Source organism: Thiocapsa sp. C2-2m, from assembly GCF_041903745.1.
GTDB classification, from domain to species: domain Bacteria; phylum Pseudomonadota; class Gammaproteobacteria; order Chromatiales; family Chromatiaceae; genus Thiocapsa; species Thiocapsa roseilacustris.
In genome coordinates this window covers 1-17,645 of the sequence record NZ_JBBWVD010000053.1, presented here as the reverse complement: position 1 = coordinate 17,645, position 17,645 = coordinate 1, and the positions used below count along the sequence as shown (strand labels likewise).

The following is a 17,645-nucleotide window of genomic DNA, read 5'->3' as shown; positions in this document are numbered from 1 at the left end:
GGATTCGACCGACGCTGTGTCTGCCACGGCCATTGCCGGAGCATGCGAGACACGACCCTTGTGCGGTGGCGCGGTTTAAAATGATATATTTCTTAATACCTTAAACCGCGCCGACTCCATCGGTCGTCAAGTTTTCCGGGGCCGATCCCATCGAAAGAACATCGTATACCTCGCTGGGCGCGGTTTAATAATGGTACGGCCTTTACGCAGTCGGGGAAAGGCGGGTTCACGCCTGCATCCTCGGCTTTGTTACCATGCCGGGCTTGCCGGAACCTCGGTTCCGAGCCCGCTGCGGCCCGGACCAATCCACTCGCGAGTGCATTTCATGTTGCAGATCCACAATAGCCTCACCCGCCGGAAAGACCCTTTTCAGCCGATCGAGCCCGGCAAGGTTCGCATGTATGTCTGCGGGATGACCGTTTACGACTACTGCCATCTCGGTCATGCGCGCGTGATGGTGGTCTTCGATGTCGTCTATCGCTATCTGCGTGCGCTCGGGTATGAGGTGACCTATATCCGCAACATCACGGACATCGACGACAAGATCATCCGCCGTGCCGCCGAGGCCGGCGAGCCGATGCAGGCGCTGACCGAACGCTTCATCCGTGCGATGCACGAGGATTCCGATGCGCTCGGTATCCTGCCCCCGACCGACGAGCCGCGCGCCACGGCGCACATGGGCGAGATCCTCGCCATGATCGGCATCCTGATCGAGAAGGGGCTCGCCTATGTCGCCGAGAACGGCGATGTCTACTATGCGGTGGCGCGCTTTGCGGGCTACGGCAAGCTCTCGGGCAAGGACCCGCAGGACCTGCGCGCGGGCGCTCGGGTGGAGGTCGACGAGGCCAAGCGCGATCCGCTGGACTTTGCGCTTTGGAAGTCCGCCAAGCCGGGCGAGCCGGCCTGGGATTCGCCTTGGGGCCTCGGCCGGCCCGGGTGGCACATCGAGTGCTCGGCCATGAGCACCTGCGCACTGGGCAACCATTTCGACATCCACGGCGGCGGGGCGGATCTGCAGTTTCCGCATCACGAGAACGAGATCGCCCAGTCCGAGGGCGCGACCGGCGAGCCCTTTGTGAATGTCTGGATGCACAACGGGTTCGTGCGCGTAAACGAAGAGAAGATGTCCAAGTCGCTCGGCAACTTCTTCACCGTGCGCGAGATCCTGCAGCGCTTCCGTCCCGAGGAGGTGCGCTATTTCATCCTGACCAGCCAGTATCGCAGCCCGCTCAACTACGACGACGAGCACCTCGAGCAGGCCCGTGCGGCCTTGACCCGACTCTACACGGCGTTGCGCGGCGTTCCGGATCTCGCACCCGATACGGTGGATGCATCCGTTGCCGCGCCCTTCGTCGAGCGCTTCTATGCCGCGATGGACGATGACTTCAACACGCCCGAGGCGCTTGCCGTCCTGTTCGATCTGGTGCGCGAGGTCAACCGCATCCGAGCGGATGATCCCGGCACGGCCGCCCGCCCGGCGGCCGTGCTGCGCCGACTCGGTGGCATTCTCGGCATCCTGCAGGAGGATCCGGAGCGCTATCTGCGCGGATGCGCGGACGACGGCGGCCTGTCGGACGCGGAGATCGAGGCCTTGATCCAGGCACGTATCGCGGCCCGAGCCGCCAAGGATTGGGGCGAGGCCGATCGGCTGCGCAAGCTGCTGACCGAGGCGGGTATCGGTCTCGAGGATGGCCCGAGCGGGACGGCTTGGCGCCGCGGGGCTTGATGGGGGCGAATGGTTTCGTGCGGGGGAGGTTGGGTTTGGGCGTTTGAGCGGGGAGGATGGGTTTCGCTGTGCTCTACCCATCCTACGTTTCTGCTTTTGAACCGCGCCCGGTGCGGTATGCGTTATTTACGGGAGTGGATTGGCCGCGCCAGCTCCGACGGCTGTCGGAGCTGGCGCGGTTTAAAGTCTTAAAAATCATTAAATTCTAAACCGCGTCTCACCGAGATCGAGGACATCTCCAAAGCCAAACGCAAAACGAAAATGACGCATGTCGCTCTGGACGCGGTTTAGTTGGGGTTAGGGTGCACTGCGTGCGCGGCAGGCTTGCTCGCACTCGGTGGCGCGATTGGCGCAATAGCCGTAGAGGTTCTCTGCGCAGGACCACCAGGGGTAACCGCATTCGGAGCGCTCGAATGCCGAGGCCAGACACCAGCGGTAGTCGACGAACGCCTCGCTGTAGCCGGCCTGGCATTGGCGATAGTCGTAGCGCGCATCGGCGTTGCATCTGTCTCGGGCGCCTTGGCATCCGCCGATGCAGCTGAGCTCGGCGAGTTGTCCGGGCAAGCCCGGCGATTGGGCGCAGCCGCTCGACAGGGCCGCGAGGAGCAGGCCTGAGATGCCGATGGCGAGGAGACGCGCATGTGACCGTGCGCCGAGCCAAGTCGGCTCGGTCCGCACCTCGCCTGGATCGGATCCGTGCATGAATGGCCTGGTTTGCATCCCTGAGTCGCTCCGTGTCGTGTTGATTCGAGATCGGGGGGCGGCCGCATCCGGGTCTCGCCGTCCCGGCAACTGTAGTCCGAAAGCGCCACGTTGTGCAGGGTCGACGCTCGCGTTTCATGCGTGCTCGGTCGATCTGCCGATCAATGGGCCGCCGGACCCAGTCACGTGTCGGAAATCAGTCGAGCACCGAATCCAATCGTAATCGTAATCGTAATCGGATTCCGGACAACAACGACAAACGCGGGAGAGGTATTCTCTCGTCGAGTTGTCATACTTTTTTTGAACCGTTCCCCGGAATCCGGGAGGCGGTTCGAAATTGCTCCACGGCCGGCCCGATTGCGCCTAAACTGATCGCGTGCTCATCGGGCAAGGGTAAGCATGACGCGGTCTCGACCGGCACCGACCATCGGTCCGACGCGACCGTCCGGCCCGCTCGGTTTACCGGTCGTCTTGCGCGGAGAACGCTTATGACCCGCTTCCACGTCGTCGCCCTGTTGCCGCTCCTGCTCGGCGCATGCGGACTCGTGCCGCCGAATCATCTGGGTGGGATCAGCGCGGCCGTTTCGCCGATTGACTATGGCCGGCGCCTCTGTGCCCACCTGGATCCGGAGTCCTACTCCTCCTGCGTGAGCCAGGTGTTGGACGAGATCGACCGCGGTCAGCCGAATCGGCTGCCGCCGGGCTATTCCACCTCCGGTCCCTTCGCCGTCATCATGGGCGGCGAGGTCTACATCGGCGATTACCGTTCTTCGCCATTCATGGCCAATTTCCAAGTCTCCAACGGCCGGAACGGCTGCCGCGGCGGTTACAATGCCTTCACAGGCTCGGCCGACGCCGTCTTCGACGTCTATTGCGACGACGGGCGCAGCGGCTGGGCCGACATCATCCGCGCGAGCGACGGCCGCAACGGCATCGGCAAGATCGCCCTCGACGACGGGACCGAGGGCGATATCGTCTTCGGCCATCTGCCGCTCGGGGGTTTGGATCAGGCCCGGAACGACGCGATGTAGGGGCGATGTAGGGGCGACTTCAGTCGCCCTTAGTCTCATATTAAACGTGGACTGTGCGACTGGGCGACTAAAGTCGCCCCTACATCGCCTACATCGCCTACAACGCCCCCACATCGGGATCAGGCGAGGCTTTTCGCCTGCACCACGGGGTTCTCCAGCGCCCCGATCCCCTCGATCTCGACCACGACCCGATCTCCCGCGCTCAGAAACAGCGGCGGGGTGCGTGCGAAGCCGACACCGGGCGGTGTGCCCGTGATGATCACCGTTCCGGGCAGGAGTGTGGTGTCGCGGCTGAGGAAGGCGATCAGCTCGGCGACGGTGAAGATCATGTCGCTGGTGTGACCGGTCTGGACCCGTTCGCTGTTGAGGGTGCAGGTCACGCCCAGTGCCTGCGGGTCGGGGATCTCGTCGGCGGTGACCAGGACGGGACCCAAGGGACAGAAGCCGTCGAAGCTCTTGCCGCGAATCCATTGGCCGGCGCCGCCTTCCTTCTGCCAGCGCCGTGCGGAGATGTCGTTGGCGCAGGTATAGCCCAGCACGTAATCGAGCGCGGACGCGACCGAGACGTCGCGTGCCGTGCGGCCGATGACCACGGCCAGCTCGGCCTCGTAGTCGACCTCCGGCCCATGCTCGCAGGCGTTCGGGAGGATGATGGGCTCGCCCGGATCCGTGATCGCCGTCGTGGGCTTCATGAAAACGACCGGGTTGGCCGGGATGGCGGCCCCGGTCTCCTCTGCATGGGCGCGATAGTTCAGGCCGATGCCGTAGACGTTGACGGGTGTGATCGGCGCCAGCCAGCGTGCCACTGCGATCTCGTCGGTGGTCTCGGTCAGGCCCTCGTAGAGGTGCCCGCCGAGTCGGACGGCATGCCCTGCGTCGATCGGGGTGCCGTAGTGGATGGTGCCGTGGGTGTCGAGAAAGCGGGCGATCTTCATGTTCGGTGTCTCGTCGAATGCATATTGACGTTGGATTCAGCCGGCGCTGCGGGTCCGCAGCTGCTCGGTCAGTTTCTGGAATTCGCGCTGCATCTCCAGGTTTTCGAAGGGGCGCAGGGTCGGGACCTGGCGATTCATCAGACCGTCGAGCAGCTGTTGGCTCGATCGCACTAGGCTCACCAGCTCGCCGGACACCCGCACGGTCTCGTAGGTGTTCCAGGCGGCGGCGATATCCTTCTCCAGCTCGCGTCTGGCTTGCTTCACCTGTGTCGCCTGGTCCCTGAGATATTGGCGATAGATCTCGGCGGCCTGGACGGTCAACTGCTGAGCCTCCAGGTTGGCCGCGAGCACCTCCTGGCGGCCCGGGGACTCGCGCTGCAAGCGTCGGGTCTCGCCGGAGAGTTCCTGCGCACGCGCGATGATGGCGTCGATCTGCGGCACATACTGCTCCCCGATCGCCTCCTCGATCTGCAGGTGCATGCGGTTGAGCGCCTGCAGCAGGACGACGTAGAGGCCGTAATAGCGTCGCGCGCTCTGCAGATCCTCGCCGCTTTCGGCGACCAGCACCTCGAGCTGACCGGTGACCGCCTTGACGTTGTCGAACAGGACCCCCAGGTCAATCATGTTGTCGCCGACGACGGTCGAAAGCAGCAGCTCAAGCTGATCGTCGCCCAGGTCGAGACCCATTCCGCGCAGCTCGTCGGCGAATTCCCGCTTGACTGCTGCCAGCTCGCCGTTCAGCCGAGCGATGTCGTCCTCGAGCGATTCGATCAGCCGATCATAATCCGCGACCGTCTTCTTGAGGGTCGACTCCGCGGGTGCGGCGATCCGCTTCTGCCGAGCGTCGGCGATCCCGACCCGCGCCTTCTCGATCTCGGCTTGGAGGATCCGGATCCGCTCGCGGTAGTTTTGAATCGGCGAGGTCGAGAGGATCTCCACCGCCGTGTCGAGCAGGGCGTTGATCTCCTCGCGATTGGAGCGCCGGTCGGTCCCGATCCAGGTCTTCTCGGGCAGCTCGCCGTGGCGTTCCTCCAGCACCAACGCTGAATCCAGCGTGGGGACGACCGAGCCCCAGACGCGGGCGAAATCCTGGTCGTCGGCAAAGAGTCCTTTGGCATCGGCGACCGCCCGGTCGGCAAAGTCGCGCGAGCGCTGCCACCAGTCGGTCGCGGTCTCCAGGGTGCGGTCCCAGACATCCGGTTTTGATTCGGAGGGCACAGGTGCGTGGGCGTCGGGCTCGGCGGCGAGATCGCCGGCGCCGCCGATGGCGAGCGTCCCGAGTACAAGGATGAACGGAGCGATAGCACGCATGGGGATCAGGATGCCTCGGCGGGTCGATGTGCGCGGATCCCGAGCCATCGGGCTCGGCCGTGTCGGGTGCTCGGACCCGGCCACGGGTCGGACGCGACAAGTCTGCCACGCCCGAGCGATCGGGTCGATTCGGGTGATGGGCGAGCGGAGTCGGTTGCCTCTGTCCGGCGGCGGGCGGAATCGATCGCAGGGCCTCCTTGGTGTCGTATGTGTCTGGTTCGCCGTGTCAGATCGCTTGAGGTGATCGGCAAGGTTTAACCCCGCCGCCAGCATGCGACGCGAACGACACACTCATGGACTGACGCCACCAAGCCAGGTCGGGCTGATCTGCGGCAGGGAGGCCTACGGGGTGAAGGCCAGCATGCGCGGCAGCACCTCGCGGTAGATGGGATTGGCGACGGTCAGGCCACCGCCCTGCTGACGCAGCAGGCCCAGATCGAGCAGATACTGGATGTCGTCGTCGGGTACGTTGCCCAGCGCGGTCCCGGCCAGCCGGTGGTGCTGACCTGGGAGGGCCCGCCCGAGATCCTGCAGCGCTCGCGCCTGCTCGACCGCACCACGGGACGGACCTTGATCCCTACCGCCAAGGCCAACCTAAAGGGCTACCGGGTGACCCTGACCAGCGGCAAGGGCGCCTTCATCTGGCGGTATCTCGGCCAACCCTAAGCCGGGCCCGCTCCGAAGCCCTGCCCCGCCGCGCCGGCGGGGCAGGATGCTGTTTTCCTCGAACCCACTGCATGAGACCACGATGATGCACCCAAACGAAGATCCGACACCGTCCCTACCCGCGACCGACGATCCGGCCCCGGACATGACCGACCCCGAGCGGCGCGCGGCCCTGGCCAAGCTCGGCGCCCTGGCGGCCTGGACCGCCCCGACCATGCTGAGCCTGGTGGCGACGCCGCGGTCCGCTGCGGCGAGTCCGCTCTAACCTCGGTCCGTCCTCCTTGATCTCCACCGCCCTAGACAACAGCCGCTTGATCGCCCGCCCCGGCGACCGGCGGCTGTGCGTGCTCGACGCGGCCGCGAGCGCGCTCTGGGATCTGCATACCGCCGGGGTGGCGCCGGAGCGGCTGGCCGGATTGCTCGTGGAGCGCTTCGCGCTGCCGCCGGCGCCGGCGCGCGATCAGGTCATGGCCCTGGTTGCCGACTGGCGGCTCGCGCGCGACGGCGACACCGTCGAACGCGGACGGGGACTTGATACGGCCCTGCTCGCGACCCTCACGGCCCTGAGCCATCTGGGCTGCCGGCCCGCCGAACAGCTGATCGTGCTCCACGGCGCGGGTCTGGTCGCGCCGGACGGGCAGGGGCTGCTGCTGGTCGCACCGGACGGATCGGGCAAGACCACGCTGGCGGCGGCGCTGAATGCCGCCGGCTTTGCCTTGCTGAGCGACGACGTGGTGCCGGTGACCCCGGCGGGGGATCTGTTGGGGCTGAATCTGCCGCTCTGTCTCAAACCCGGCAGCTGGCCGATGCTCACGCCTTTTCGACCGGATCTTGAGCAGGCCCCGGTGGTGGCGCGGTTTGGCCAGCGCGTGCGCTTCGTGCCCGCCCGTGGTCCCGCCGTCACCGGGCCGGTGCGCCCGGTCTGTCTGCTGTTGCCGCGCTATGCCCCGGAGGCGGCCGCCTGCGTGGCACCGCTGTCCCCGGTTCAGGCGCTGCAGGGATCCTCGGCGCCGAAGCGGTGCTCCGCGACCTCACGCAGGAGAAACTGGCTGATTTGGCCCGCTGGATCGAGGCGCTGCCGGTCTGTTCACTGACCTATCCGGACCTGATGACCGGGTTACAGCAGGTGGACGCATGCCTGGGGACAATGGCACGACGTCCGGAATGACGAGGACCCGGCCGACCTCAACGAGACGGCGCCCTTCGCCGAATCCGATCTCAATGCCTCCACGGCCCTTGGGCCATGTCATCCTGCCTGCCCGCCGGCGTGCGTCGGCATTGTCTGGAGCCGCTGATTACTCCGACACCACTCCCGCCTGTCGCAGCAGCGCCAGCAGACGGGCGTTTTCGGTCTCGGCCGCATCGGCCCGGCGTGATTCCTGATCGGCCCGGAGTGACTCCTGATGGGCCCGGCGCGTTTCTTCCTCGGCCCGGCGCGCTTCCTGATCGGCCCGGCGGGCTTCTTCCTCCGCACTCGGGATCCGCGCCCCCCGATACCACAGCCGCACCTTGCGCCCCGGCCGCCACGCGGTCGCTTCCAGCACCTCCAGCTCCAGCCCCGGCACCGCCTGGCTGCGAAACCGCCGCTCCGCCGGCAGCGCCGCTTCCCGATAGAGGCCACTGGCCGCATCGAGCTGGAACCAACGCAGCGCGCGCGCATCCTCCGGCTCCGGATACAGCAACCCGAACTCCGGCACCCCGTTGGCGGCATTGCGCTCGCGCATCCGCTCGCTATCCTTGCGCTCCTTCTCCGGGCGCTCGGTGCTCACCACCTCCAGCGCCAGGCGCAGGTCGGCGGCCAATGCCCGTTCCGGGGTCGGCGTGTCGGCCAGCGCATAGTCCGGATAGAGAATGCGCTGCTGCTCGTCCTCGTGGACCCAGTACCAGACCGGGTTATCGCTCAAGACCCGCAGGCTGGTCCAGTCGGCGAGCCGGTCCAGAAACGGCCCCAAGTCGCGGATCGTGGCCGAGTGTGCCGTCGATTGCGCCATGTCGAATTCGTCGTCGTAATAGGGAATGCCGAGGGTGGCCTCGGGCGGAAAGGGCTGACGCGAGAGGCGCGCGCGCGCGATCTCCGCGGCGAGCGCGGGCGGGGGGGAGGCGCTGACAGGCAGGGCGTATGTGGACATTGGCGGCTCCGGCGCGGTGGCGGCGGCAAAGAGGGTGGCGCGTTTCGAGTATAGAACAGGCCCGGCGTCGCGAACACTTCTTGGCTGTCTCGCAACGCGCGATCGCCATCGATGGTCTGGCCACTGCCCACCTGGTGGCCCCGAGCCTCTATGCGACACTCGAGGCGCGCGGGACACTCGCGTCGGTGCCGGAGGATGTCCGCCAGGCACTTGCTTGCCTCCATGAGCTCAATGACGACCGCAATCGCCGGCTGCGCCGGGTGTTGCGGGAGACCGCGGAGATCTTGAATCAGGCCGACATCGTCCCCGTTTTGCTCAAGGGCGCTATCGCCCTGCTGCCGGATCAGTACCCGCTGGCCTTCGCTCGGGTGCTGTGTGATCTGGATCTGGGCGTGCCGGCCGATCAGGCCGACCGTGCGGGCGCGGCGCTCCGGGCCTTTTGGTCCGACAGGCGTTCCCTGCGTCAACTGCTTGAGTTTGCCCGCTTGCGCACCCTGCCGGCGGCGGCTCGATGACCCGCGCCTGGATCTGCTGCTCGCCTGGCGCTGGCAGGTCATGCGCCTGGCGTGGCGGCTGTCGAATCTGAATCGTCGCGTCGTGACACCGGCCTGGTTGGCGGCCAAGTATCGCAACCTGATGCGAGGCTGGCGCGCGCGGCGGGAGACCCGTGCGACGTCGGTCGGGGTTCGGACACCAGACCAACGCCTGGATCCTTGAGCAAGGTGAAGAGCATCGGGTTGTCCGCGCCGGTTGTCCAAAGGATCCGCCGTTCCTAATGCCGCCCAGCCATTCACGGTCGTCCATGACGAATGCTCTGTTCGGTCGCGCCGGCTAGGAGACCGGCGCCCCGGACCGCCGACTTCAGTCGGCTCGGGGGCACGCGCTTTGGAAGCGACCGCGTCGGCACCGTCTTCCGGGATACGCGCCGACTGAAGTCGGCGGTCCCGCGGTTCTGCCGGTCCGGGGGTCTTGCCTGCCGCTGGGAGTCAACTGCGGAATTGCCGCGTCGGGCCACGGGCGTTTGTCTTCGATCGTGCGCTTTGTTAACCTTGCGCGTCGATCCCGGCCAGGGTCCGGATATCGATGTCATGGTGGCTTGCGCCGGTCCCCTCGCAACGCGAAACCGTGAACCCGGTCAGGCCCGGAAGGGAGCAGCCGCAGCGGTTGAAGCGTGTGCCGGGGTGTGGCTGGCGTCGGCCGCCGCCCCCGTCCGATCGGGACGGGCGAGCGGACGTCGTCGCCCATGCCGCGAACATCGTCTTGGCGGTCGCAGGTCATGCGCTCGAGGCCGCGCGGTCAAAGCCGGCTGCGTCACGCGGTGGCCACCGGCAAGGCCCGCAAGGCCCGCAAGGCCCGGCACCGGCGGACGGGCGTGCCCGATCATGAGTTCAGTGCGCGCCGTGTTTTCGGCTTTCAGGTCGATAACTCACTGTTTAACAAATCGTTTCTAACCAATCACCAATCACCACTATACTCGCCGCTCCCAAACGGAATTCCTCCGACTCGAACCACGCATGTCCTACCAGGTGCTCGCCCGCAAATGGCGCCCCAAGAGCTTCGATGATCTGGTCGGACAATCGCATGTGGTCCGCGCGCTCTCCAATGCGCTGGATCGCGACCAGCTTCATCATGCCTATCTCTTCACCGGCACCCGTGGAGTCGGCAAGACCACGCTCGCCCGCATCCTCGCCAAGGCGCTGAACTGCGAGGAGGGTGTGAGCGCGCGCCCCTGCGGGGTCTGCTCGTCCTGTCGGGAGATCGATGGCGGGCGTTTCGTGGACCTGATCGAGGTGGATGCCGCCTCGCGCACCAAGGTCGACCAGACCCGCGAGTTGCTCGACAACGTCCCCTATGCCCCGGCCCGTGCACGCTACAAGGTCTATTTGATCGACGAGGTGCACATGTTCTCCAACCACAGCTTCAACGCCTTGTTGAAGACATTGGAGGAGCCGCCGCCGCATGTGAAGTTCCTGCTCGCGACCACCGACCCGCAGAAGGTCCCGGTCACGGTGCTCTCGCGCTGTCTTCAATTGAATCTGCGCCGCCTCTTGCCCGAGGAGATCCGCGCCCGGCTCCAGCATGTCCTGGAGGCCGAGGGGCTTGAGTTTCAGGCCTCCGCGCTGCCCTTGCTGGCCCGCGGGGCCGACGGCAGCATGCGCGACGGCTTGAGTCTGCTTGATCAAGCGATCGCCTTCGGCGGCGGGCGGGTCGAAGAGTCGGGCGTGCGCACGATGCTTGGAACCCTGCCGGGCGATCTGACGCTGGACCTGCTCGATGCACTGGCGGCGGGCGACGGAGCGCGAGTCCTGGCCGAGGTCGAGCGCGTGGCCTCCCTGACGCCGGATTTCGAAGAGCTATTGCGTGAGCTGATCGCGCTGCTGCACCGCTTGGCTCTGCTTCAGCAGGTGCCCGAGACGCTGGCCCCGGACGACCCGGATGCCGCACGCTTGACGGCGCTGGCAGACCGTCTCCCGGCCGAGGACCTGCAACTTTATTATCAGGTGGCTCTGACCGGGCAAGCCGATCTGCCGCTTGCCCCCGATCCGCGTGCCGGTTTCGAGATGGTCTTGCTGCGCGCCATGGCGTTTCGACCGGGCTCGAATCGAGACGAGTCGATGCGTGTGACGCCGCGTCCGTCAACCCTCCGCGAGACCGTGTTCGGCGGTGCGACGCGCCCGGTCGAGCCCGCCTGCGGTTTGGTTGGCTCGTCGGTGTTGGTGCTCAGACCGGTTGCCGAGTCGCGCGTCGCCGAGCCTGCGCCGGCGCATCATGCGGTGGCCGCAACCGATGCGCCGACCGAGATTGCAAGCGCCGCGGGTGCGCTCGTGCTCACCTCGCACGCGGAATGGCTCCAGCTCGTCGATCGTCTGGAGTTGGGCGGGATCGCAAGCCAGATCGTCCATCATTGCGATCTGAAAGGCTGGGCGGACGGGCGGCTCTCGCTCGGCTTGGACCCGGCCGCGGAGCATCTGCGCTCGCCGGGTGCGGAATCGCGCCTCCACGCCGCCTTGGAAAAGACCATGGGGACGGCCGTGAAGCTCGATATCCAGGTCGCCCGGCCGCAGCGCGAGACCCTGGCCCAGCGGCGCGAGCGCGAGACCGGCGAGCGTCGCCAGGCGGCGGTCTCCGCGATGGAGGCGGACCCGGTTGCGCGCGCGATGCAGGACGAGCTCGACGCGAGCTGGATCGCCGGGAGTATCGAGCCGACCGATTGAAACCGGCGCGCCGGGCGTTTCTGTTGCGCCGAATCTCCGTTCGGAGATTCGGATGGACTGGGGTCGCACTGCGACGGATCTTTTCAAAGAGATAGCCAACCGAGATGAGAGGATGCGGGAGATGGACGGCGCTCGGCGCCGTGCGCTATCCCGCCTTGGCCCTCCGGCCGAGGTTTCCCGCGACAACGCATGATGAAAGGCGGAATCGGCAACCTGCTCAAGCAAGCGCAGAAGATGCAGGAAGACATGAAGCTGGCCCAAGAGCGGCTCGCCTTGGAAGAGGTCGTCGGCGAGTCCGGCGGCGGCATGGTCAAGGTGACCATGAACGGGCGCTATCAGGTCAGTCGGGTGGAGATAGACCCCGGTGTGCTGGGCGACGACAAGGAGATGCTCGAGGACCTCATTACCGCTGCCGTCAACGGCGCAAGCCAGCGCGTGGCCGAGAAGGCGAAGGAGAACATGGCCGAGCTGACCGCCGGGTTGCCCTTGCCGCCCGGGATGAAGCTGCCCTTCTAGGCCCGGACTGCCGCCGTGTCCGAGCGCCCGCTTCTCGGTCAGTTGATCGATGCCTTGCGGTGCCTCCCCGGCGTCGGGCCCAAGTCGGCGCAGCGTATCGCCTTCCATCTGCTTGAGCGCGATCGCGAGGGCGGGGTACGTCTGGCGCGGATCATGGCCGACGCCATGACCCGGATCCGGCGCTGTCGTCGCTGCCGGACCCTGACCGAGCAGGAGCTGTGTGCGCTCTGTACCAACCCGCATCGCGACGCCGGGCTCTTGTGCATCGTCGAGCAGCCGTCCGAGATCCTGGCGATCGAGCAGGCGACGGACTTTCGCGGACTCTATTTCGTGCTCGGCGGGCGTCTCTCGCCGCTCGACGGGATCGGTCCGGAGGAGCTGGGGCTGGACCTGCTCGACGCGCGTCTGCGCGGCGGGGAGGTGCGCGAGGTGATCCTTGCCATCAGCCCGACCGTCGAGGGGAGTGCGACGGCGCATTTCATTGCCGAGTCCGCCGATCGGCACGGAGTAAGCGCGACCCGCATCGCACACGGTGTCCCGCTGGGGGGGGAGCTTGAGTATCTGGACGGCGGGACGCTGGCGTTGGCCTTCAACGGTCGGCGCCAACTCTGACACCATTGGTCTCATAACGGAGCGGATCGCAACGATGTCTGATACCATTTTCGGCAAGATCGCCTCCGGCGAAGTCTCGGCCGACATCGTCTATGAAGACGACGACCTGGTCGCTTTCCGAGACCTTCACCCGCAAGCGCCCACACATATCCTGGTGATCCCGCGCAAGCCGATCCCGACCCTGAACGCGGTGCAGCCCGAGGATGCCGAGCTGATCGGCAAACTGTTCCTGGCTGCGGCCAAGATCGCCGAGCAGGAAGGGATCGCCGCCAGCGGTTACCGGACCTTGATCAACTGCAACGCGGCGGCCGGGCAGACGGTGTACCACCTGCATCTGCACATCCTGGGCGGGCGTCCCATGCAGTGGCCGCCGGGCTGATCGGTGTTGCAGGGCAACTCGCCTCACGGCAAGTGAAGCAGAGCAGAGATTCCGAGAACGCCCGAGACCATTTTCGTTGTCGTTGTCGTAATCGTATCGATGATCGACAACGACAACGACAACGAACGTTCTCGACACATCTGCCGTGCTGCACCGGGACACGGACCTCGTCGACGAACGACGACCTAATTGATTGATTCCAGCGGAGATCGACGGGCGTTTGCCCCGAAAGCAGCAACATGGCAGGGTATCAACGCACGTCTGTCGGGGATCGCCCGGCCGTCTTCGAGCTTAAGGCGGCCGGCTTCACGCTGCCGATCATTCGCCTGCTTGAGGCCGACATCGAAGCGGTCGCCGCCGAGCTGGGTGCTCGGGTCGAGCAGGCGCCGGAGTTTTTTCGCAATACGCCCGTCGTCATCGATCTGAGTGCCTTTCCCGAGGGCGGCGGCGAGGTTGAGTTTCCGCTCTTGGTCGGCCTGCTGCGCGGCTACGGCATGATTCCCTTCGGTGTGCGCGGCGGCAACAAGGCCCAAAACGAGGCCGCCGAGGCGATGGAGCTGGCGATCCTCGGCGAGCACGAGACCCGTGCGACCCGCACCGAGCGCAGCGCCGCGCCCGAGGAGCCCGCGCCGAGCGCCTCCGCCGCGGCTGCGCCCTCGGTGCAGCAGGCGGAGCCCGCGGCAACGCCTCATGCAGGCGCAGGTGCGGCCTTCACCCTGGTCACGCGCCCGGTGCGCTCGGGGCAACGCGTCTACGCCGCCGGCGGGGATCTGTCCATCATCGCCGCGGTGAGCTCAGGCGCGGAGCTGATGGCCGACGGCAACATCCATGTCTATGGTCCGTTGCGCGGTCGTGCGCTGGCCGGCATGAAGGGCAACACGGACGCGCGCATCTTTTGCCAAGACCTTCAGGCGGAGCTGGTGTCCGTCGCGGGGCATTACCGGGTGAGCGAGAACATCCCGAGCGAGCTGCGCGGCGTGCCCGTCCAGATCTATTTGGACCAGAAGATTCTCAGGATCGAAAAACTTTGACCCGACGCAGGGTTGGGCGACGGACCATCCCATTTTGGAGGCGGCTACTTTGGCGAGAATTATTGTGATCACCTCGGGCAAGGGCGGGGTCGGCAAAACGACCACGTCCGCTGCGTTGGCTATGGGACTGGCGCAACGCGGTCATCGCACGGTTGTCATCGATTTCGATGTCGGTCTGCGCAATCTTGATCTCATCATGGGTTGCGAGCGCCGTGTCGTCTACGATTTCGTCAATGTCATCAATCAGGAGGCCAACCTCAACCAGGCCCTGATCCGCGATAAGCGTTGCGACAACCTCTATGTGCTGCCGGCCTCTCAGACCCGCGACAAGGATGCATTGACCAAGGAAGGTGTCGGACGGGTGCTCGAGGAGCTGGCCCACGGATATGATTTCATCGTCTGCGACTCGCCGGCCGGCATCGAGCACGGCGCGACCATGGCCATGTATTACGCCGACGATGCCATCGTGGTGACCAATCCCGAGGTCTCCTCGGTGCGGGACTCCGACCGCATGCTGGGTATCCTGGCGAGCAAGTCGCGCCGGGCCGAGTCCAACGAGGAGCCGATCCGCGAGTTTCTTCTGCTCACTCGCTACGATCCGGCGCGGGTCGAGAAAGGTGAGATGTTGAGTGTAGACGACGTGCAGGAGATCCTCTCGCTGACCTTGATCGGCGTTATTCCGGAGTCGAAATCCGTCCTGACCGCATCCAACTCAGGCGTACCTGTGGTCCTCGATCGGGAGAGCGATGCCGGCAAGGCGTATGCCGACACGGTTGCTCGCTATTTGGGCGACGAGGTGCCGCACCGTTTTCTCCAAGTGGAGAAGAAGGGCTTCCTGAAGCGCTTTTTCAGAGGCTGACCTATGGGTTTACTCGACTACTTCCGCTCCTCACGACCGAAGGGCTCTGCAAGTGTGGCCAAGGAGCGGCTGCAGATCCTGGTGGCCCACGATCGTACGCAGCGTGGCCGTCCCTCCTATCTCCCCCAGCTTCAGCGGGAGATTCTCGAGGTCATCCGCAAGTATGTGGAGGTCGACATGAACGCCGTCTCCGTCAAATACGAGCAGGAGGACAGCCACGAGGTCCTCGAGCTCAATATCATTCTGCCGGATACGGCACAGGGTCGGATCTGAGCGCCGGAGACGCGCGGCGATGCCGGGGCGGTAGGCGCGGGTAGGGGCGGCTTCAGCCGCCCTCTCTCCACCCCCACCCCCCGACGTCGCCCAATTCCGCTGCCGACGTCATTCCGTGAATTTGTGGGTCTTTGGCGGCTGAAGCCGCCCCTACAGCTACGGCAGGATCTTGATCGGCGTGCCGTCACGCACCATCGCCCAGATCTCCTCGATCTCGTGGTTCTGGACGGCAATGCAGCCCTGGGTCCAATCTCGGTTCGCGTATTGCTGGCGCAGTGCCTCGGACCGGACGTAATTTGGCAGTCCGTGAATCATGATCATCCCGCCCGGATTCGAATAGCCGAGCGAGCGACTGACGAGCTTGTCGCGCTCGCTCGGGTAGGAGATGTGGATCGACTTATGGAAGTTGCTGTTCGGGTTGCGCCAGTTGAGCAGATAGTCGCCAATCGGGGTGCGCTGGTCTCCCTCGCGGAACTTGTGACCGTCCGGTGAGCCTCCAAGTGCAATCCGGTACTCGCGGATCACCCGCCCGTTGTTGTGGAGCTCCAGCTTGCGCTGCGATTTCTTGACGACAACCTTGTCCGCATGCCTTGGCTCGACCGTTGCCATCTCCGGTGCGCTGCCGCAGCCGGTAAGTCCCAGAGCGCCCGCAACGGCGAGCGCCGTCAGTAGGTATCGGACCCGATGCGCGCCCTGCTCGGGTCGGCGGACGGGGTGATCGGCGATGGCGGTCGTGCGGTCTTTCGCGTCGGTGTGCATGGGGTCTGATCCGGTGTCTGGAAGGGTGCCACGGCCTCGGCCGTGCTCATGAGCAACACGCGAAAGTGTAGGTAACCGCATGACAAAACGCCATCTTGTTTGGCGGTTTTTCGATCTGGAAATCCCGAGCCGATCCCCCGGAATCGCCGATCAGAACTCGGGAAGGACGCGGAAGAAGAGTGTCTTGAGATAAGCGGTCTCCGGGATCGCGGGATGCACCGGATGATCGGGCCCCTGCTGACCGGTCTCGAGCAACTGCAGGGTACGCCCGGCACGGCGCGCCGCCTGCTGGACGGTCCGCACGAAGGCGTCGCGATCCATGTGGAAGGAGCATGAGGAGGTCACCAGCAGGCCGCCCGGCTCCAGGAGCTCCATGCCGAGTCGATTGAGCCGCAGGTACGCCTGGACTCCGTCCTTTTCGTCCTTGCGCCGCTTGATGAAGGCGGGCGGATCGAGGAGCACGGTGTCGAAACGGGCGTTCTCCTCGCGCAACGCACGCAGCACCTCGAAGGCATCGCCATGTCGGCCTTGGACGCGTCCGGTTAGCCGATTGCGTGCCGCATTGTCGGCGACTCGCTCCAGCGCCGGCAGCGAGCTGTCGACACAGACGACCTGCTCGGCACCCAGTGCCGCCGCACGTATTCCCCAGGCACCGATATAGGTGCAGACATCCAGGACGCGTCGACCGACGCCGTAGCGTGCCAGTCGGGTGCGGTTCTCGGCTTGGTCGAAGAACCAGCCGGTCTTCTGGCCGGTCAGGGGTGAGACGGAAAACTCCAGCTCGTTCTCGATCAGAGGGAGGGTGTCCTCCGGCGTTCCGAGGATGACCTCGACGCCCTGTGTCAGGCCTTCCATCTCGCGTACCGAGGTGTCGTTGCGCAGCACGATCGCCTTGGGGCGCAGCACCTGCTCGAGTGCGGCCAGGATCTCTCCCTGCACCCGCTCCATCCCCGCGGTGGTGATCTGCACGGCAAGCAGATCGCCGTAGCGGTCGACGACCAAGCCCGGCATCCCGTCGCTCTCGCCGAAGATCAGGCGGTAGAAGGGGCGCGTGTACAGCCGTTCGCGCAGGGCCAGGGCATCGTGGATGCGCTTCAGCCACAGGGTCGGGCTCAGCGGCTGTGTCGGATCGCGGCTGACCACGCGAGCGCAGATCAAGGAATGCGGATTGGCATAGCCGTGACCGATCCAGCGATCGTGGTCGCTGCGGATCGCGACCGGCTGACCCGGCTGGAAATCCTTCAGCGGCGTGGCCTTGGTATCGACCTCGTTGCTGTAGATCCAGCAGTGTCCCGCGATGAGGCGGCGTTCCTGATCTTTGCTCAGGATGAGGGGTTGGGTCTTCATGATCGCGTGTCCTGTGGTGTCTGGGCGCTTATCGTCTCGCGCGGTAACAGACTATCAGAACCGGCCATAGTCGGCCGGGGATGGAAAGGGATTCGTCGGGACCCACCTTCTCCAAACGCCGAACCCCGAATCCCGAACCCCGAACCCCGAACCC

At 65.7% G+C, this 17,645-nt stretch carries 20 protein-coding genes and 1 other RNA gene; 15 read left to right on the top strand and 6 right to left on the bottom strand.

The window, feature by feature from the left end; all coding sequences use genetic code 11:
• The first annotated feature begins 325 nt into the window (after positions 1–325).
• Positions 326–1,726: a cysteine--tRNA ligase gene (cysS, locus tag AADX97_RS26240; RefSeq protein ID WP_374236952.1), complete on the top strand. Its 1,401-nt coding sequence runs from the start codon at positions 326–328 to the stop codon at positions 1,724–1,726.
• A gap of 297 nt (positions 1,727–2,023) precedes the next feature.
• Here cysS and AADX97_RS26235 read toward each other — a convergent pair whose 3' ends face one another.
• Positions 2,024–2,446, bottom strand: coding sequence for a hypothetical protein (locus AADX97_RS26235; protein WP_374236953.1), 423 nt, complete (start codon positions 2,444–2,446; stop codon positions 2,024–2,026).
• Between the two features lie 470 nt (positions 2,447–2,916).
• On the opposite strand from AADX97_RS26235, the gene AADX97_RS26230 reads away from it, so the two are divergent.
• Complete coding sequence (locus tag AADX97_RS26230; protein ID WP_374236954.1) at positions 2,917–3,459, top strand: hypothetical protein; 543 nt, start codon at positions 2,917–2,919, stop codon at positions 3,457–3,459.
• A 119-nt stretch (positions 3,460–3,578) separates the two neighbouring features.
• Here AADX97_RS26230 and AADX97_RS26225 read toward each other — a convergent pair whose 3' ends face one another.
• Positions 3,579–4,394, bottom strand: a complete 816-nt coding sequence (locus tag AADX97_RS26225) for a fumarylacetoacetate hydrolase family protein (protein ID WP_374236955.1) — start codon at positions 4,392–4,394, stop codon at positions 3,579–3,581.
• Between the two features lie 36 nt (positions 4,395–4,430).
• Complete coding sequence (locus AADX97_RS26220) at positions 4,431–5,753, bottom strand: hypothetical protein (RefSeq protein ID WP_374239339.1); 1,323 nt, start codon at positions 5,751–5,753, stop codon at positions 4,431–4,433.
• Between the two features lie 450 nt (positions 5,754–6,203).
• Between AADX97_RS26220 and AADX97_RS26215 the strand changes: the two genes are divergently transcribed.
• The 3 genes from AADX97_RS26215 to AADX97_RS26205 all read left to right on the top strand — a co-directional run bounded on the left by AADX97_RS26215 (position 6,204) and on the right by AADX97_RS26205 (position 7,465).
• On the top strand, positions 6,204–6,371 hold the full coding sequence (locus tag AADX97_RS26215) for a hypothetical protein (RefSeq protein WP_374236958.1): 168 nt from the start codon (positions 6,204–6,206) through the stop codon (positions 6,369–6,371).
• Between the two features lie 82 nt (positions 6,372–6,453).
• Positions 6,454–6,636 carry a hypothetical protein gene (locus AADX97_RS26210; RefSeq protein ID WP_374236959.1) on the top strand — a complete coding sequence of 61 codons (183 nt, stop codon included), beginning with the start codon at positions 6,454–6,456 and terminating at the stop codon, positions 6,634–6,636.
• 16 nt (positions 6,637–6,652) lie between these two features.
• The gene (locus tag AADX97_RS26205; RefSeq protein WP_374236960.1) at positions 6,653–7,465 is read left to right on the top strand and encodes a PqqD family protein; all 813 of its coding nucleotides are present in this window, start codon (positions 6,653–6,655) and stop codon (positions 7,463–7,465) included.
• Between the two features lie 201 nt (positions 7,466–7,666).
• On the opposite strand, the gene AADX97_RS26200 is transcribed toward AADX97_RS26205, so the two are convergent.
• Positions 7,667–8,500 (bottom strand): hypothetical protein, encoded by an 834-nt coding sequence (locus AADX97_RS26200; protein ID WP_374236961.1) that lies wholly within the window; start codon positions 8,498–8,500, stop codon positions 7,667–7,669.
• An 80-nt stretch (positions 8,501–8,580) separates the two neighbouring features.
• Here AADX97_RS26200 and AADX97_RS26195 point away from each other — a divergent pair, with 80 nt between their 5' ends.
• From AADX97_RS26195 to minE, 10 genes are all read left to right on the top strand, one after another.
• A complete protein-coding gene (locus tag AADX97_RS26195) occupies positions 8,581–9,015 on the top strand; it encodes a nucleotidyltransferase family protein (protein ID WP_374236962.1) in 435 nt (144 codons plus the stop codon).
• Complete coding sequence (locus AADX97_RS26190; protein ID WP_374236963.1) at positions 8,972–9,217, top strand: hypothetical protein; 246 nt, start codon at positions 8,972–8,974, stop codon at positions 9,215–9,217. Before AADX97_RS26195 ends, AADX97_RS26190 begins: the two co-directional genes overlap by 44 nt.
• A 382-nt stretch (positions 9,218–9,599) precedes the next feature.
• Positions 9,600–9,696: signal recognition particle sRNA small type (gene ffs, locus AADX97_RS26185), an RNA gene on the top strand.
• A 318-nt stretch (positions 9,697–10,014) separates the two neighbouring features.
• Positions 10,015–11,715, top strand: a complete 1,701-nt coding sequence (gene dnaX / locus AADX97_RS26180) for a DNA polymerase III subunit gamma/tau (RefSeq protein WP_374236964.1) — start codon at positions 10,015–10,017, stop codon at positions 11,713–11,715.
• 192 nt (positions 11,716–11,907) lie between these two features.
• Entirely contained in the window at positions 11,908–12,231 is a 324-nt protein-coding gene (locus AADX97_RS26175) for a YbaB/EbfC family nucleoid-associated protein (RefSeq protein ID WP_374236972.1), read from the top strand.
• A 15-nt stretch (positions 12,232–12,246) separates the two neighbouring features.
• Positions 12,247–12,843 carry a recombination mediator RecR gene (gene recR, locus AADX97_RS26170; protein ID WP_374236965.1) on the top strand — a complete coding sequence of 199 codons (597 nt, stop codon included), beginning with the start codon at positions 12,247–12,249 and terminating at the stop codon, positions 12,841–12,843.
• A gap of 34 nt (positions 12,844–12,877) precedes the next feature.
• A complete protein-coding gene (locus tag AADX97_RS26165) occupies positions 12,878–13,222 on the top strand; it encodes a histidine triad nucleotide-binding protein (RefSeq protein ID WP_374236966.1) in 345 nt (114 codons plus the stop codon).
• A gap of 239 nt (positions 13,223–13,461) precedes the next feature.
• Positions 13,462–14,253: a septum site-determining protein MinC gene (gene minC / locus AADX97_RS26160; RefSeq protein ID WP_374236967.1), complete on the top strand. Its 792-nt coding sequence runs from the start codon at positions 13,462–13,464 to the stop codon at positions 14,251–14,253.
• 49 nt (positions 14,254–14,302) lie between these two features.
• Complete coding sequence (gene minD, locus AADX97_RS26155; RefSeq protein ID WP_374236968.1) at positions 14,303–15,112, top strand: septum site-determining protein MinD; 810 nt, start codon at positions 14,303–14,305, stop codon at positions 15,110–15,112.
• A gap of 3 nt (positions 15,113–15,115) precedes the next feature.
• Positions 15,116–15,385, top strand: coding sequence for a cell division topological specificity factor MinE (gene minE, locus AADX97_RS26150; RefSeq protein WP_374236969.1), 270 nt, complete (start codon positions 15,116–15,118; stop codon positions 15,383–15,385).
• Between the two features lie 156 nt (positions 15,386–15,541).
• On the opposite strand, the gene AADX97_RS26145 is transcribed toward minE, so the two are convergent.
• Positions 15,542–16,144: a murein L,D-transpeptidase family protein gene (locus AADX97_RS26145; RefSeq protein WP_374236970.1), complete on the bottom strand. Its 603-nt coding sequence runs from the start codon at positions 16,142–16,144 to the stop codon at positions 15,542–15,544.
• Positions 16,145–16,294: 150 nt separating this feature from the next.
• Positions 16,295–17,491, bottom strand: a complete 1,197-nt coding sequence (locus tag AADX97_RS26140) for a class I SAM-dependent rRNA methyltransferase (RefSeq protein ID WP_374236971.1) — start codon at positions 17,489–17,491, stop codon at positions 16,295–16,297.
• Positions 17,492–17,645 lie beyond the last annotated feature (154 nt).

Bases quoted from the DNA above. Each gene is read 5' to 3' on its own strand.
- minE (WP_374236969.1), top strand. From the start codon at position 15,116: ATGGGTTTACTCGACTACTTCCGCTCCTCACGACCGAAGGGCTCTGCA.
- AADX97_RS26220 (WP_374239339.1), bottom strand. From the start codon at position 5,753: ATGGCTCGGGATCCGCGCACATCGACCCGCCGAGGCATCCTGATCCCC.
- cysS (WP_374236952.1), top strand. From the start codon at position 326: ATGTTGCAGATCCACAATAGCCTCACCCGCCGGAAAGACCCTTTTCAG.
- AADX97_RS26230 (WP_374236954.1), top strand. From the start codon at position 2,917: ATGACCCGCTTCCACGTCGTCGCCCTGTTGCCGCTCCTGCTCGGCGCA.
- dnaX (WP_374236964.1), top strand. From the start codon at position 10,015: ATGTCCTACCAGGTGCTCGCCCGCAAATGGCGCCCCAAGAGCTTCGAT.
- AADX97_RS26225 (WP_374236955.1), bottom strand. From the start codon at position 4,394: ATGAAGATCGCCCGCTTTCTCGACACCCACGGCACCATCCACTACGGC.
- AADX97_RS26140 (WP_374236971.1), bottom strand. From the start codon at position 17,491: ATGAAGACCCAACCCCTCATCCTGAGCAAAGATCAGGAACGCCGCCTC.
- minC (WP_374236967.1), top strand. From the start codon at position 13,462: ATGGCAGGGTATCAACGCACGTCTGTCGGGGATCGCCCGGCCGTCTTC.
- AADX97_RS26235 (WP_374236953.1), bottom strand. From the start codon at position 2,446: ATGCAAACCAGGCCATTCATGCACGGATCCGATCCAGGCGAGGTGCGG.
- AADX97_RS26145 (WP_374236970.1), bottom strand. From the start codon at position 16,144: ATGCACACCGACGCGAAAGACCGCACGACCGCCATCGCCGATCACCCC.
- AADX97_RS26165 (WP_374236966.1), top strand. From the start codon at position 12,878: ATGTCTGATACCATTTTCGGCAAGATCGCCTCCGGCGAAGTCTCGGCC.
- AADX97_RS26175 (WP_374236972.1), top strand. From the start codon at position 11,908: ATGAAAGGCGGAATCGGCAACCTGCTCAAGCAAGCGCAGAAGATGCAG.
- AADX97_RS26210 (WP_374236959.1), top strand. From the start codon at position 6,454: ATGATGCACCCAAACGAAGATCCGACACCGTCCCTACCCGCGACCGAC.
- AADX97_RS26200 (WP_374236961.1), bottom strand. From the start codon at position 8,500: ATGTCCACATACGCCCTGCCTGTCAGCGCCTCCCCCCCGCCCGCGCTC.